Here is a 14804-nt window from a genome sequence, read left to right as displayed (position 1 = left end):
CCCCGGCTTACCCTCATCGTCTACCCGAGGAGTGTTCGACGTGGCTGCCGTCTGTGACGTCTGTGGAAAGGGTCCGGGCTTCGGCATGTCCGTCTCGCACTCGCACCGCCGCACCCACCGCCGCTGGAACCCGAACATCCAGACCGTGCGGGCCAGCGCGGGCGGCGGCAACCGCCGCCGCCTGAACGTGTGCACCTCGTGCCTGAAGGCCGGCAAGGTCGCGCGCGCCTGAGCGCTCAGCACTGCACGAACGGCACTCTCGTCCGATAGCTCTGGACGAGGGTGCCGTTTGCGTTTGCGGCGCCGCCTCGCGGAGCGAGTGGCCGTAATTCTGTCGGCCCGTTGACGGAAAAAATGGGCCCGGCTAGGCATATCCCATGTCGAGGAGGACCGGGCTCCACGCGCTCACGAGGAGCATGCACGAGAAGCGCGTGCTGACCGCGCTCCGCACCGGGGGCGCGATGAGCCGAGCCGCGCTCGCCGAGCGCGTCGGTCTCTCGCGCACGACCGTCTCCGAGATCACGGGCGACCTGCTGGCGAGGGGCGCGATCATCGTCGCCGAGACCGATGCCGCGGTGCGCGTCGGAAGCGGCAGGCCGGCCGAGCGGCTCTGCCTCGATCCGTCGTCGGGACAGTTCCTCGGCGTCGACTTCGGGCACCGTCGCGTGCAGGTCGCGGTGGCCGACGCCGCGCACGAGATCATCGCGGGTGGCGTCAGCCGCTACGCCGATGGCACACCGTGGGACGAGCGGCTGGAGATCGCGTTCGCGCTGACCGAGCGGCTCGCCCGCGAGACGGGAGCGCACCTCGGCGCCCTCCAGGCCGTGGGGATCGGCGTTCCCGGGCCCTACATCGGCAGCCAGCCCGGCGCGCCCGAGATCAGCTGGAACCGCCGGCTCGCCCCCAAGGGCATCGACACGGCCTTCGCCGAGCGGTTCGGCGCCGCAGTGATCGTGGACAACAACACGCGGTTCGCGGCGCTCGCCGAAGCGATCTCGCACAAGACCGCCGTCAGCGACCTCGTCTACGTGCGGCTCTCCGACGGTGTCGGCGGCGGCCTCGTCGTCGCGGGCCGGCTCGTGACCGGCGGCCGCGGGTTCGCCGGTGAGCTCGGCCACGTCACGGCGGACCCGAACGGCACCACCTGCCGGTGCGGGAAGCGCGGGTGTCTCGAGACCGTCGCCTCCACCCCGGCGATCCTGCGGGCGTGCCGCGAGCGGGGCGCCGCCGTGGGGTCGCTCGAGGACCTCGCAGAGAGGGTCGCCGGGCGCGACCCCGCCGTCGAGGCGGTGCTTCGCGAGGTCGGCGCGACCCTCGGCAGGGTCCTCGGCGCGACGGCCATGGTGCTCAACCCCGACGAGGTCGTCATCGGCGGCGAGATCGTGCACGTCGCACCGGTGATCGTCGAGCAGGCGGCGGCCACGCTGCGCTTCGAGCTCTTCTCGATCCCCGCCTCCGAGCCGGTCGTGGTCCGGGCCGGGCAACTGCGCGACAGCGACGGGGCCGTCGGTGCGATCGCCGCGCTGTTCCACCAGTCGCCGTTGCTCGCCGGATACGCCGAGGCCTCCACGCCGGCCGGTTCCTCGCACAGCCAGCAAAGGAGCACATCGTGAGCGTTCCGACGTCGCAGGTCGAGGCGCCCGCTCCCCCGGCCGCCGCACCGCGGGGAGCAACCCGGCGCACGCGGTCCCGGCGCTCCACGCTCGTCCTGCTGAACGCCGTGTCCATCGTCGGCGGCATCGCCGGCTGGTGGCTCCTGGCCCTGAACGGCTTCCAGTTCCCGACTCCGCCCGAGGTCGTCGCGAAGGCCGTCCAGCTCGCGGGCAACGGAACCCTGCAGGAGGACGTCCTCGCGAGCCTGGCCCGCGTGCTCGTGGGCTTCCTCATCGGCTCGGCCGCCGCGATCCCCGTCGGCTTCCTCATGGGGTGGTATACCGTGGCCCGCGGGCTCTTCGAGCCATGGATCCAGTTCTTCCGCACGATCCCGCCGCTCGCGCTGCTGCCGCTCGTGCTGGTGCTGCTCGGCATCGGCGAGGTCCCGAAGGTGTTCGTCATCTTCCTCGCCGCGTTCCTGGCGTGCGTGATCTCGACCTACCAGGGCGTCGTGAGCGTGGACCGCACGCTCATCAACGCAGCGCGGGTCCTCGGCGCGAAGGACGCGACGATCTTCGCCAAGGTCGTCGTCCCCGCGTCGACGCCGTTCATCCTCGTCGGCATGCGGGTGGGCCTCGGGTCGGCTTGGGCCACCCTGGTGGCCGCCGAGCTGCTGGCCGCTCCCGCCGGTCTGGGCTACCGCATGCAGCAGGCGCAGCTCTACTACGACCTCGCGACGATCTTCGTCAGCATCGTCGCCATCGGCGTTCTCGGACTGGTGATGGACCGGCTGCTACTCCTCGCAGAGACCAGGCTCACCGGATGGCAGGAACGACGATGACCACGACGACCGGCGCGAAGATCTCCGTGCAGGAGGTCCGCAAGACCTTCCCCCTGAAGAACGAGGAGTTCGTCGCGCTCGACGGGGTGTCGCTCGACATCGCCGACAACGAGTTCGTCACCGTCGTCGGGCCCTCCGGGTGCGGCAAGTCGACGCTCATGAACGTCCTCGCCGGGCTCGAGACCCCGACCTCGGGTCGCGCGCTCGTCGACGGCGAGGACGTCGTCGGCCCGGGGCCAGAGCGCGGTGTCATCTTCCAGCAGTACGCGCTCTTCCCCTGGCTCACCGTCCGGAAGAACGTCGAGTTCGGGCTGAAGGTCGCGGGCCTCGGCGCACCCGAGCGGCGCGAGCGGGCCGACTACTTCATCCGCATCGTCGGCCTCGAGCAGTTCGCCGACGCCCTGCCGAAGATGCTCTCGGGCGGGATGAAGCAGCGCTGCGCCATCGCCAGGGCGTACGCGGTGAACCCGTCGATCCTGCTCATGGACGAACCCTTCGGCGCGCTGGACGCGCTCACCCGGGTGACGTTGCAGGAACAACTGCTCGACACGTGGAGCCGGGAGAAGCGCACGGTCCTGTTCATCACCCACGACGTCGACGAGGCCGTCTTCCTCGCGAACCGCGTCGTGGTGATGGCGGCGCGGCCCGGCCGGATCTACGACGTGATCGACGTCGACCTGCCATACCCGCGCACCGAGGAAGCCCGCCTGAGCCCGGAGTTCGCCCAGCTCCGCAACCGCGTGTGGCACTCGGTCTACCACCAGGCTCCCGGCATCGCCGCCGGACGTTGAGAGGAACCGCCATGCGGATCACCAGAAGACTGATCGGTGCCGTCGCCGCAGGCCTGGCCCTCGCGGTCGTCGCAGGCTGCGGCGCTGGCGCCCCCGCGGCCCCGGACGGGACGGCGCCCGTCGACGTGAACTTCGGCTTCATCCCAGACTTCAACGGTACGAGCCTGCTCGCGATCGCCGAGGACCAAGGGCTGTGGGAGAAGCACGGGGTGAACGTCACGACGACGTCGTTCACGAACGGGCCGCTGCAGATCCAGGCACTCGGCACCGGCGACCTGGACTTCGGCTACATCGGCCCGGGCGCGATCTGGCTCCCGGCGTCCGGGCAGGCCAAGATCGTCGCCGTCAACACGCTCGGCCGGGCCGACCGCGTCGTCGCCCAGCCGGGCATCGGCTCGATCGCTGACCTGCGCGGCCGGACCGTCGCGGTCCCGGAGGGCACGTCCGGCGACATGATCCTCACGCTCGCGCTCCAGAAGGCCGGGATGGCGAAGGCGGACGTGCAGCTCGTGGCGATGGAGCCTGCCGCCATCATCACCGCGCTGTCGTCGAAGCAGGTCGACGCCGCCGGCATCTGGTACCCGGCTCTGGCGACGGTGAAGCAGCGGGTGCCCGACCTCGTCGAGCTGGCGACGAACCAGGACTTCGAGGAGACCGTCGCGTTCCCGACGGCGTTCGTGGCGGGCAACGACGTCGTCGCGGGCGAGCCGGAGAAGGTGGAGCGCGTGCTCAAGGTCCTGCGGGAGGCGATCGCCTCCCGCGCCGCGAACCCGGCCCAGGCCGTCCAGCTCACCGCGGACTTCTCCGCCCTCGACCCGGCCCAGGTGCAGGCCGACGCCGCGAACGTGCAGGTCCTCTCCCTCGACGAGCTCGACCGGCTGACCCGCGACGGCACGATCAACAAGTGGTTCGCCGGCCTCGGTGACTACTTCGTCGGCGCGGGCAAGCTGCAGGCACCGGTGGACCCGGCGCAGTACTACACCGGCGACCTCTTCCTGCAGGCCAGCGAATGAGCCCGCGGAACATCCTCTTCCTGATGACCGACCAGCACCGGGTCGACACGCTCGGGGCCTACGGCAACCCGCACGCGGCCACGCCGGTGCTCGACGGGCTCGCCCGCTCGGGCACCCGGTTCGACCGCTGGTACACGCCCACCGCGATCTGCACACCGGCGCGCGCGAGCCTGCTCACCGGCCAGGCCCCGTTCCGGCACCAGGTGCTCGCGAACCACGAACGCAACGTCGGCTACCGCGAGGACCTCGCCGACGGGACGTTCACGTTCGTGGAGGCGCTCCGGGAGCACGGCTACAACACCGGTCTCGTGGGCAAGTGGCACGCGGGTACGGAGAAGAACGCCGCCTCCTTCGGATTCGACGGACCCGACCTGCCGGGCTGGCACAACCCCGTCGACAACGAGGACTACCTCGCGTACCTGCGGGAGCACGGGCTCCCGCCGTACGAGATCAGCGACCGGATCCGGGGCACGCTGCCCAACGGCGGGCCGGGAAACCTCCTCGCCGCCCGCCTCCACCAGCCGGTGGAGGCGACGTTCGAGCACTACCTCGCCACCCGCACCATCGAGCTGCTGGAACGCTACGCGGCGACCCCCGACACCCCGTTCTTCCTGGAGCTCAGCTTCTTCGGCCCGCACCTTCCGTACATCGTGCCCGACTCCTACTTCGACATGATCGACCCCGAACTGGTCGAGCTGCCGAAGTCGATCGCGGAGACCTTCGAGGGCAAGCCGCCCGTGCAGCGCAACTACAGCGCCCACTGGACGTTCGACACGATGCCGATCGAGGTGACGCGCAAGCTCATCGCGGTCTACTGGGGGTACGTGTCGCTGATCGACGAGCAGGTCGGCCGGGTGCTGGACGCGCTCGAGCGGCTCGGGCTCGCCGACGGCACCGCGGTGTTCTTCACCTCCGACCACGGTGAGTTCACCGGTTCGCACCGGCTGCACGACAAGGGCCCCGCGATGTACGAGGACATCTACCGCACGGCCGGGATCGTGCGGATCCCCGGAGCACCGCCGGGCCAGGCGCGCAGCGAGTTCGTGAGCCTGCTCGACTGCACGGCGACGATCCTCGAGCTCGCCGGCATCGACCCGGCAGCGGCCGTCGACTCGCGCAGTCTCGTGCCGCTTGTCGAGGGCCGGCAGGTGGAGTGGGCTCCCGACATCGTCTGCGAGTTCCACGGGCACCACTTCCCGTACCCGCAGCGGATGCTGCGCGAGGACCGCTACAAGCTGGTGGTCAACCCGGACTCGACGAACGAGCTCTACGACCTCGAGAACGACCCGGACGAGCTGTTGAACGTCTACCACCACCCGGAGATGGCGCCGGTCCGAACGCTGTTGATGCGGCGTCTCTATCGTCAGCTACGGGACCGCGGCGACAACTTCTACCACTGGATGACCACGATGTACGACGTCGGGGATGTCGACCACGACCCAACCCAGTCCGGCCTCGACGAGACGACGTACCGATCCACCGAGGACGAGGTGCACGTCGCGTGACGCGACGCAGCGCCGACAGCCGCCACGGCTGCTCATGAGCCGCCCACATCGGACAGCCGTCCGCGATGCGTCCGCCGCGCTCTCCCGAGAAGCGGGCGCTCACGGACCCGGATGAAGCTCGTGCGCTCGGCCCCCGAGCTCACGGCGGCGTGGAGCGGCGCCGCCAGGAGGCCAGTCTCACGAGGCCCGTGACGCCCTCGCGCACCCCGTGTCGGGTCACGCGACCCATCGACGGGCCGCATGGGCCGAGAACCGGTGCGTGAGCGGCGGTGATCATTCCGAGATGCGCACCGTCACCTCTGCCGGGGCACCTGTGCACATCTCGCGCCGATCGTCGGCGTGTGGCGCGGCCCTGATCGGTGTTTCGGCGCGTTACCGGCTTGATTTCGCCGTTTCGCGCCGAAGCCTGGATCTTGCCCGTGGGACCGCCTTCGGTGGCGCCGCGCGCCCGGAGGGCAGGCCCGTGGCCTGCCGGTGTTGTGCGGCCCCGCACACTGTACGGCGCCACCGAAGGCCCCGGGCACCCACGAGCAGGCAAGACCACCGTTCCAACCACCCAGCCCTCAACGCGGCCCAACCGGATTCGGCAACACCCTCTGGCGCAGCCATGGACGAAAGCGCGGATCACGCGCGCGACCCACCATCCGGCCTCTCGTCGACAGCATCGACACCCGTGATCAGAAAGTCCGGCTGCGGTCTGAACTCGGCGGACTTCCTACGGGGCGCTAGTGCTTCCCACCGGAGGTTCGTCGGGGGTATCGGTGGATCCAGCTTCTCGCTGGGCGTGCCGGCGGGCAGCCCTCGTACCGGGTTGTACTCGGGCTGTCCGCCGGTGCGCCCAGCGTGGAGCTGGGCCGCCGAGCCCCTTGGCGAACCTCCGGTGGGGAGCACTAGCTCGCGAGGTCCACGAGCCGGCCCGTCGGAAGCGCGATCCATCCCTCCGTGACGGCAGCGGCGCGGTCCCCGTCGTCCGGCGCCGCTGTGGCGCCACGCGCTGCAGCCCCGGCGAGCAGCGCGGCGACGAGGGCGTCGAAGGCGTGGTCGCTCAACCTGCAGGTCCGCTCGTGCTCGCCGAGTTCCAGCCAGGGTGCTGCGCCCAGCAGCGCGTCGACGAGCGCGCCGAGCGCATCCCGGTTCGCGCTCCCCTTGTACCGGTGGTGCGGCAGCCGCCACAGCTTCAGCCCAGCCGCGGGATAGACCTCGACGATCAAGCCGGCACCGTTCCGTCGGACGTCGTGTCCGCACGCCATCAGCCGGCCCTGTAGCCGCGCCGCTCGCATCGCGGTGAGGCCGATGCGGTCGGTGGAGACGCTCAGCGGTGTCAGGCCGGTGACCGTGTGCACGTGCCGGTCGGTGCGGCGGTACGCCAGCGACCGCCAGTCCGGCACGGTCTCGGGCGGGCCCGTCCGCTGCGCGCCGAGGAACTCGACGAAGGGCTCGGGCCAGCCGAGCGGGCAGTCGATGCCGACCTTGTCCGCGCCTGCCGACCGGCGCAGCACCGCGTCGTCGTCGGTGGGGATCCCGGCGTCGGTCAGCCGCGCTGACCCGGCGTCCCAGTCGAGAACGACGATCGCTGTGTGCTTCGCCTGTGCCGCGAGATCGACACCGATTGTCCGCACGACGCCACATTTCCACACGCCGGTGCGTCAGCCTCGTGGCTGTCGCAGTGCGGAGACCCGGCGCGGCTTAGGGGAGCTTCCAGTCCACCGGCTCCCCACCCAGCTCCTCCAGCAGGGCGTTGGCCCGGCTGAACGGGCGGGAGCCGAAGAAGCCGCGGTCGGCCGACATCGGGCTCGGGTGGGCCGACTCGATGCACGGCACGTCGGCGAGCAACGGGGCCAGGTTGCGGGCGTCCCGCCCCCACAGGATCGCGACGAGCGGCTCGCCGTCCCGGTCCACGAGGGCGCGGATGGCCTGCTCGGTGACCTTCTCCCAGCCCTTGTCGCGGTGCGAGCCTGGGTTGCCCGGCTCGACGGTGAGCACCCTGTTGAGCAGCAGCACACCCTGGTCGGCCCATGGCGTGAGGTCGCCGGTGGACGGGGTCGGGTGGCCGAGGTCCTCCGTGTACTCGCGGAAGATGTTCGCGAGCGAGCGCGGCACGGGGCGTGTCTCCGGCGACACCGAGAACGACAGCCCGATCGCGTGGCCCGGCGTCGGGTACGGGTCCTGGCCCACGATCAGCACCCGCACCCCGTCGAAGGGCTGCTGGAACGCACGCAGGACGTTGGCGCCTGCGGGCAGGTAGCGGCGGCCGGCCGCGAGCTCGGCGCGCAGGAAGGCCCCCATGTCGGCGATCACCGGGGCCACCGGGGCCAGCGCCGCGGCCCATCCGGCCTCGACGACCTCCTCGAGCGGTCGTGCCGACATCAGGCGATCCTCCTCAGCTCGGCGCGGAACCGCTTGCCGCGCCGGACATAGCTCTGAACAGCATGGTCGAAATAGCCTTCGGGCACCTCGTGGCCCTCCCGGATCCGAGCGGGCACGCCGATCGCCATCCGCCTGTCCGGGATCTCCGTCTTCGGCGATACGACGGCGCCGGCCGCGACGACGGCCCCGGCACCGACGCGGGCACCGTTCAGCACGACGGAACCCGACGAGATGAGGGCGCGGTCGCCGATCACAGCACCCTCGATGTGCACGTTGTGCCCGATGGTGACCTCGTTCCCGATGATCGTCGGCTCGTGCGGGGTGCAGTGGATGATCGATCCGTCCTGCACGCTCGTGCGGGCGCCGACCTCGATGCGGCCGTCGTCACCGCGCAGTACGGCGGTCGGCCATACCGACGCCTCTGCCCCGATCGTGACGTTGCCGATCACGACGGCGTCCGGATGGACGTAGGCATCGGGATGAATATCCGGCTCGACCTCACCGAGTGCGTAGACGGGCACCCGGAGGAGCCTAGCGATCGCTAGGACGACCGCTCCTCAGGCATCTTCCCGGCCAGCTCGTCGACGACCAGCAACTCCCTGCGCACGGTGCCGGCCCGGTACGCAGAGCGGCCGAGCAGCTGCGAGATCACCGGTGCAGTGATCACCTGGAACAGCCCGACCAGCAGCAACGTCACCGCGCTCTCCAGCTCCACCCGCAGCGCGGTGCCGGCGAGGATCAGCAGCAGCCCGAGTGTCTGCGGCTTGGTGGCGGCCTGCATGCGGCTCGGCAGGTCCGGCAGCCGCACCAGCCCGAGCGCCCCGAGCAGGCACGACATGGCGCCGGTGAGCAGCAGCACCGCGGAGACGATGTCGATCGCAACTGGGTCGATCATCGGTGCCCCTTCCTGCGCTCCGCCAGCCGGGTGCCGGTGGCCGACCCGACGAACCCCAGCAGCGCGACCGCGGCGAGCAGCGGGATGTTGGAGCCGTCGCGGTGGATCGCGACGTACACCGCGGCGGCGGCCACGATGAGGATCACGAACACGTCGAGGGCGGCGATCCGGTCCAGGGTGTCCGGCCCGCGCAGCAGCCGGACGAGCGTGAGCGCACCGGCGGCGCACAGCAGCGCCAGCACGACGACGAAGACGACCGTCACGACATCCTCCCCAGCACGCGCTCCGCCTCCGCCTGTTCGCCAGGGGAGCCCAGTGCGGCCAGCACCCGCCGCTGCATGTCCACGACGCGCCGCCGGGCCCGCTCCACGCCCGCCTGGTCGCGGGGGCCCAGCGCGTAGACGTACCAGACGTCGTGGTCGTGGTCGATCTGCAGCGCCATCGTGCCGGGGGACAGCGAGAGGGCGTTGGCCATCACCGTGACCACCCGGTCCGACGACGAGATCAGCGGCATGGCCATGATCGCGCCACTGGCGCGCGGGCCGTGCCGCAGCACCTGCCAGCTCACCTCGGCCCCGGACACCGCCAGGTCCCACAGCAGGAACAGGGCGAGCCGGAGGACGGGCAGCGGGCGCACCGGCAGCCGATCGGTGGCGGGCGGCAGCCGGAACAGCGCCGTGACCAGCACCGCGACGAGGATGCCACCCACGATTGACGCCGGCGAGAAGGTGCCCCACAGCAGGACCCAGACGAAGGTCAGCCACAGCACGGCCGGCAAGCTGCGCGTCACGGTCCCTCCCCGAGCACGGCGATGCGGTAGGGCTCGCGGTCGAGCAGGTCCACGCCGGCCCGCTCGGTCACGCCGGCGAGGGGGCCCGCGAAGGCCGCGATCGCGAGGCTCACCGCGATGAGCCCGGCGGTGGCCGCGTACATCGGCACGGACGTGCGCGCCGTGCCGACGAGCACCTCGTCGGTGGGGTCGACGTCGGGCACCGGAGGCTGCGGCTCGCCCCAGAACACACGCACCCACACGCGGACCAGCGCGTAGAGGGTGAGCAGGCTCGCGACGATCACGACGCCGGCCACGGCCCGCTCGGCGGGCCCGCTCGCCGCGCCGGCCTGCAGGAGCGCGAGCTTGGCGACGAACCCGGCCGTCGGTGGCACCCCGGCGAGCGTCAGGGCGGGGATGGCGAACAGGATCGCGAGGCCAGGTGATGTGCGTAGCAGGCCACCCATCCGGTCCAGCGCCACCGTTCCGGTGCGCCGGGTGATGAGCCCGCTCACCAGGAAGAGCGTGGCGAGCACCGTGATGTGGTGCGCGGCGTAGAGGGCCGCACCGGACACACCGGCCGCGTCGAAAACCGCGAGCCCGTATAGCAGGAACCCGATGTGGCTGACCAGCAGGAACGACAGCAGCCGGTTGAGGTCGTTCTGCGCGAGCGCGCCGACGACGCCCACGAGCATCGTGGCGACCGACAGCACGAGCATGAGGGTCCACGGCTCCTCGCGCGGGAAGAGCAGCGTCTGGGTGCGCAGCAGCGCGTAGAAGCTGACCTTCGTGAGCAGCCCCGCGAAGAGCGCCGCCACCGGTCCGGGCGCGTTCGGGTAGCTGTCGGGCAGCCATGAGTGCAGCGGCACGATCGCCGCCTTGATCCCGAAGACGACGAGCAGCATCAACGCCAGCACCGTCTGGAGCCCGGGTGGCAGCTCCCCCACCCGGCCCGCGAGGTCGGCGAGGTTCACGGTGCCGGTGGCGGCGTAGACCATCGCCACGGCCGTGAGGAACAGCAGCGACGACAGCAGGCTGACCGTCACGTACGTCATCCCCGCCCGGATCCGGTTGGCGCCGGTCCGCCGGGTGATCAGGACGTAGGACGCGGTGAGCATCAGCTCGAACGCCACGAACAGCGTGAACAGGTCGCCGGTGAGGTAGGCGAGCGACACCCCGGCGCACAGCATGAGGTACATCGGGTGGAACGTGGTGCTGGCGGTGGCGCTGCCGTAGTCGGCGATGCGCTGGTCGATCGCGTAGACGAGCACGGCGAGCGTGACCAGCGTGGACACGAGCAGCAGCAGCGCGGAGAGCCGATCGGCCACGAGCGCGATCCCGACGGGCGCGGGCCAGCCGCCGAGCTCGGCGACGATCGGGCCCTGCCGGTCGGCGGCGACGAGCAGCACGGCGGCCAACACGGCAACGGCCGCGAGGACGACGATCCCGACGACGCGCTGCAGCCACGCCGACCGGCTGCCGACGATCGAGAGCGCCGCCCCGAGCATCGGCAGCAGCACGGGGAGCGGCAGAAGGGCACTCACGGGGCATCCCTCCTTGCCTCGGCCTCCACGTGCTCGTCGGCGCGCTCGGCGGGTGCGAGGGGATCCGCCTCGTCCTCACCGTCGTCCTCGAGCGGCGCGGACGGCGTCTTCTGCCGCGCGATCCGCCGGTCCTCGACGTCGTCCTGCACCTCGTCGTGGCCGACGAGGACGTAGGAGCGGTAGCCGAGCGCGAGCAGGAACGTCGTGAGCGCGAAGGTGATCACGACCGCGGTGAGGGCGAGCGCCTGCGGCAGGGCGTCGGTGAACTCATCGGGCGACGCCGCGCCCAGGATCGGTGGCCTGCCCGGCGGCCCGCCCGCCAGCTGCAGGAGCAGGTTGGTGCCGTGCCCCAGCACGACGACGCCGATCAGCACCCGCATGAGCGAGCGCGACAGCAGCAGCGTGAAACCGGTGCCGTAGAGCACGCCGACGGTGGCGGCCATCACGAGGTTGACGGTCGTCATCGGGGCTCCCCCGCGTCGCGCATGTCGCGCTCGATCCCGGCGCCGAGCGAGCGCAGCAGGTCGAGCACGACACCGACGATCAGCAGGTACACGCCGACGTCGAGGAACACGCTGGTCTGGGTCTCGACGTGCCCGACGAGCGGCAGGTCGAGCGCGAGCTTGGTGGTGGCGAGCACCGGAGCACCGACGAGGGTGGGCGCCAGCGCGGTGAGCAGGGCGACGGTGAGCCCGAGCCCGATGAGCACGGGCGGGCGGACGCGCACGGCGACGTCGCTGCCGCCCGCGATGTAGCGCAGGACGAACGCGAGGCCCGCCACGAGCCCGGCCGCGAATCCGCCGCCCGGCCCGTAGTGCCCGACGAGCAGCAGGTACACCGAGAACACCAGCACCGTGGGAAAGAGCGCCCGGGTGGTCATCTCCAGCAGCAGCGTGCGCTGGCGGACGCCGCGGCAGTCGCCGGAGAGCATCCACGCCTGGCGGGGCCGGTCCCATTCCTCGAACGGTTTGGTCATCCGAGCACGTCCTCCTCGTGGCGGGGCGTGCTCTGCCCGCTCTCCACCGGTGCTCCGCGCCGCCGCCGGTCGTGGCGGGTGGCCAGCACGAGGCTCGCCACCCCTGCCGCGGCGACGAACAGCACGCCGATCTCCCCCACGGTGTCGAGTGCCCGGAAGTCGACGAGGATCGCGCTGATCACGTTGGTGGCGCCTGCCTCCGGTGCCAGCCGGGCGAGCTCGGCGCTCGTGGTGGCAGGCTCGGTGCGCGCCGCGGAGAGCACGAGCGCGAAGACCGCCACCGCGAACCCGGCGACCGCTCCGAGCAGCGCCTTCGGCACGCGGATCCGCCGCGACGGGCGGGTCTCGGTGAAGTGGGCGGGCAGCCTGCGCAGCACGAACACGAACGCGACCAGCGAGAGCGTCTCGACGAGGAACTGGGCGAGCGCGAGGTCCGGCGCGCCGTCGACGATGAACAGGCCACCGACGCCGTAGCCGATCACACCGACGAGCAGTACGGCGGTGAACCGCCGCCGTGCCCTTGTGACGGCGAGCGCCGCGATCACCACCACGATCGCGAGCGGAACCTGGATCACGTCGTGGTAGAGCGGCACCGACGTGGGCCACGCGCCCGCCAGCACCGTGGCCACGCCCGGGAGCAGCACGAACGTCACGAGAATCGTGGCCAGGTAGGCGGGCGAGGAGCCGACCTGCAGCCGGCCCGTGATGCCGACCGCCACCCGGCCGATGCCCGCGATCGCCTTCTCGTACGCGCGCTGGGCATCGAGCGGGCTGCGATCCGCGAGCGCCGTCAGCCGGGCGCGGGCGACGTGCAGCGCGAGCCCGCAGGCCACCGCGATCGCGGAGAACAGCAGCGGGAGTCCGAACCCGTGCCAGAGCGCGAGGTGGTAGCCGGGGTCACCGGGGAGCGCCGCGGCGTAGCTCGCCGCCTCGGCGTCGACGATCGGTGTCGCGATCCCGAGCACTGGACCGGCGGCGGCGCACAGCCAGATCGGCACGGTCAGCGCGGGGCCGAGGCCGTGCACGGGCGTGGCGTCCCGGCCGGGCTTGCGGGCGAACGCTCCCCAGAGGAAGCGCGCGCTGTAGGCGACGGTGAGCACCGAGCCCAACAGCAGCCCGCCCGCGACGGCCCAGTTCTCCACGGTGCCGTGCAGGAACGCCTCGAACGCCGCCTCCTTGCCGACGAAGCCGATCAGCGGCGGCAGCCCGGCCATCGACGCGGCCGCGAGCGCCCCTGCCACGGCGAGGCCGGGCATGGCGCGGCCGACGCCGGACAGTTCACGCACGTCACGCGTGCCGGTGGCGTGGTCGACGGCACCGACCGTGAGGAACAGGGTGGCCTTGAACATGCCGTGCGCGAGCAGCATCGCGATGCCGGCCATCGCGGCCACTCGCCCGCCCGCACCGAAGAGCACCATCAGGAACCCGAGCTGGCTCACCGTGCCGAACGCGAGCAGCCGCTTGAGGTCGGTGGCGGAGAGGGCCCGCCAGCCGCCGACGAGCATGGTGCCCACCCCGGCGACGAGCACCGGCACCGTCCACACCGCGAGGTCGGCGAACGCGGGCGAGAGCCGGGCCACCAGGTAGACGCCCGCCTTCACCATCGACGCCGCGTGCAGGTACGCGCTCACCGGTGTGGGCGCCACCATCGCGGCGGGGAGCCACGGGTGGAACGGCAGCTGCGCCGACTTCGTGAACGCCCCGAGCAGGATCAGCGGCAGCGCGGCGGTGACGAGGCCGCCACGGGGCGGGTCGGCGAGGATCTCCGAGATCCGGTAGGTGCCCGCCGCCTCACCGAGCAGCACGAAGCCGAGCAGCATCGTCAGGCCCCCGAAGACCGTGACGAGCAGCGCCTGCACGGCCGCCCTTCGCTCCTCGCGCTTCTCGCCGCCCTGCCCGACCAGCAGGAACGAGGCGATCGACGTGAGCTCCCAGAACACGTACAACGTGAGCAGGTCGTCGGCGAGTACGAGGCCGAGCATCGCGCCCGCGAACGCGAGCAGCAGAGCCGCGGAGCGCGTGGCGGCCGGGGAGGCGGACCCGAAGTAGCCGATGCAGTAGGCGAGGATCACCGCGCCGATCCCGGACACCAGCACGATCATCGCGAGCCCGAGTGCGTCGAGCCGGAAGGACAGCTCGAGGCCGAGCGCGGGCGACCAGGCCGTGGTCTCGTCGAGACCGCCTGCGAGCGCAGGACCCGCGTTCGCCAGCGCCCACAGCAGCGTGGCCGCGGGCAGCACCGCCGCCACGCCGAACGCCGCCCGCGTGCTGCGCGCCGACACGAGTGGCAGCAGTCCCGCGACCACGAGGTGCGCCGCCACGAGAGCGAGCACGCGGTCTCCTCCCGGTCGGCCACGCCGAGACCCCGCTCGGCGATGTCGGTTCGCTGGGCGGGCTTCGCTCAGCGTCGTCGGTGCGCTGTGCAGTCTCCGCTCAGCGTCGTCTGTTCGCTGCGCGAGCTTCGCTCAGCGTCGTCTGTTCGCTGCGCAAGCTTCGCTCAGCGGACGGGC

Annotated in this window: 16 protein-coding genes; 6 read left to right on the top strand and 10 right to left on the bottom strand. The window is 71.7% G+C overall.

The annotated features are described in order from the left end of the window. Positions 1–40: 40 nt before the first annotated feature. The 6 genes from rpmB to K1T35_RS09110 all read left to right on the top strand — a co-directional run bounded on the left by rpmB (position 41) and on the right by K1T35_RS09110 (position 5743). Positions 41–232, top strand: a complete 192-nt coding sequence (gene rpmB, locus K1T35_RS09135; RefSeq protein ID WP_147258256.1) for a 50S ribosomal protein L28 — start codon at positions 41–43, stop codon at positions 230–232. 145 nt (positions 233–377) lie between these two features. Further along, positions 378–1613, top strand: coding sequence for an ROK family transcriptional regulator (locus tag K1T35_RS09130; RefSeq protein WP_220259729.1), 1236 nt, complete (start codon positions 378–380; stop codon positions 1611–1613). After that, positions 1610–2434 carry an ABC transporter permease gene (locus K1T35_RS09125; RefSeq protein WP_255621722.1) on the top strand — a complete coding sequence of 275 codons (825 nt, stop codon included), beginning with the start codon at positions 1610–1612 and terminating at the stop codon, positions 2432–2434. The genes K1T35_RS09130 and K1T35_RS09125 overlap by 4 nt, the downstream gene beginning before the upstream one ends. After that, entirely contained in the window at positions 2431–3225 is a 795-nt protein-coding gene (locus tag K1T35_RS09120; RefSeq protein ID WP_220259728.1) for an ABC transporter ATP-binding protein, read from the top strand. Before K1T35_RS09125 ends, K1T35_RS09120 begins: the two co-directional genes overlap by 4 nt. Positions 3226–3236: 11 nt before the next feature. Next, a complete protein-coding gene (locus K1T35_RS09115) occupies positions 3237–4238 on the top strand; it encodes an aliphatic sulfonate ABC transporter substrate-binding protein (protein ID WP_220259727.1) in 1002 nt (333 codons plus the stop codon). Further along, positions 4235–5743, top strand: a complete 1509-nt coding sequence (locus K1T35_RS09110) for a sulfatase-like hydrolase/transferase (protein WP_220259726.1) — start codon at positions 4235–4237, stop codon at positions 5741–5743. The genes K1T35_RS09115 and K1T35_RS09110 overlap by 4 nt, the downstream gene beginning before the upstream one ends. Positions 5744–6633: 890 nt before the next feature. Here K1T35_RS09110 and K1T35_RS09105 read toward each other — a convergent pair. The 10 genes from K1T35_RS09105 to mbhE all read right to left on the bottom strand — a co-directional run bounded on the left by K1T35_RS09105 (position 6634) and on the right by mbhE (position 14627). Further along, positions 6634–7362, bottom strand: coding sequence for a DUF429 domain-containing protein (locus K1T35_RS09105; RefSeq protein WP_220259725.1), 729 nt, complete (start codon positions 7360–7362; stop codon positions 6634–6636). 67 nt (positions 7363–7429) lie between these two features. After that, positions 7430–8110 carry a uracil-DNA glycosylase gene (locus K1T35_RS09100; RefSeq protein ID WP_220259724.1) on the bottom strand — a complete coding sequence of 227 codons (681 nt, stop codon included), beginning with the start codon at positions 8108–8110 and terminating at the stop codon, positions 7430–7432. Beyond that, positions 8110–8631: a gamma carbonic anhydrase family protein gene (locus K1T35_RS09095; protein WP_220259723.1), complete on the bottom strand. Its 522-nt coding sequence runs from the start codon at positions 8629–8631 to the stop codon at positions 8110–8112. The genes K1T35_RS09100 and K1T35_RS09095 overlap by 1 nt, the downstream gene beginning before the upstream one ends. 20 nt (positions 8632–8651) lie before the next feature. Then, entirely contained in the window at positions 8652–9005 is a 354-nt protein-coding gene (mnhG, locus tag K1T35_RS09090; protein ID WP_220259722.1) for a monovalent cation/H(+) antiporter subunit G, read from the bottom strand. Then, complete coding sequence (locus tag K1T35_RS09085) at positions 9002–9268, bottom strand: monovalent cation/H+ antiporter complex subunit F (RefSeq protein ID WP_220259721.1); 267 nt, start codon at positions 9266–9268, stop codon at positions 9002–9004. The genes mnhG and K1T35_RS09085 overlap by 4 nt, the downstream gene beginning before the upstream one ends. Beyond that, entirely contained in the window at positions 9265–9795 is a 531-nt protein-coding gene (locus K1T35_RS09080; RefSeq protein WP_220259720.1) for a Na+/H+ antiporter subunit E, read from the bottom strand. The genes K1T35_RS09085 and K1T35_RS09080 overlap by 4 nt, the downstream gene beginning before the upstream one ends. Continuing rightward, on the bottom strand, positions 9792–11318 hold the full coding sequence (locus tag K1T35_RS09075; protein ID WP_220259719.1) for a Na+/H+ antiporter subunit D: 1527 nt from the start codon (positions 11316–11318) through the stop codon (positions 9792–9794). The genes K1T35_RS09080 and K1T35_RS09075 overlap by 4 nt, the downstream gene beginning before the upstream one ends. Beyond that, positions 11315–11782, bottom strand: coding sequence for a Na(+)/H(+) antiporter subunit C (locus K1T35_RS09070; RefSeq protein ID WP_220259718.1), 468 nt, complete (start codon positions 11780–11782; stop codon positions 11315–11317). Before K1T35_RS09070 ends, K1T35_RS09075 begins: the two co-directional genes overlap by 4 nt. After that, the gene (locus K1T35_RS09065) at positions 11779–12294 is read right to left on the bottom strand and encodes an MnhB domain-containing protein (RefSeq protein ID WP_220259717.1); all 516 of its coding nucleotides are present in this window, start codon (positions 12292–12294) and stop codon (positions 11779–11781) included. The genes K1T35_RS09070 and K1T35_RS09065 overlap by 4 nt, the downstream gene beginning before the upstream one ends. Next, a complete protein-coding gene (gene mbhE, locus K1T35_RS09060) occupies positions 12291–14627 on the bottom strand; it encodes a hydrogen gas-evolving membrane-bound hydrogenase subunit E (RefSeq protein ID WP_220259716.1) in 2337 nt (778 codons plus the stop codon). The genes K1T35_RS09065 and mbhE overlap by 4 nt, the downstream gene beginning before the upstream one ends. Positions 14628–14804 lie beyond the last annotated feature (177 nt).

Origin of the sequence: Pseudonocardia sp. DSM 110487, assembly GCF_019468565.1 — a bacterium.
Classification (GTDB): domain Bacteria; phylum Actinomycetota; class Actinomycetes; order Mycobacteriales; family Pseudonocardiaceae; genus Pseudonocardia.
The sequence above is the reverse complement of the archived record's forward strand: the minus strand, read 5'-3'. Positions and strand labels throughout refer to the sequence as shown.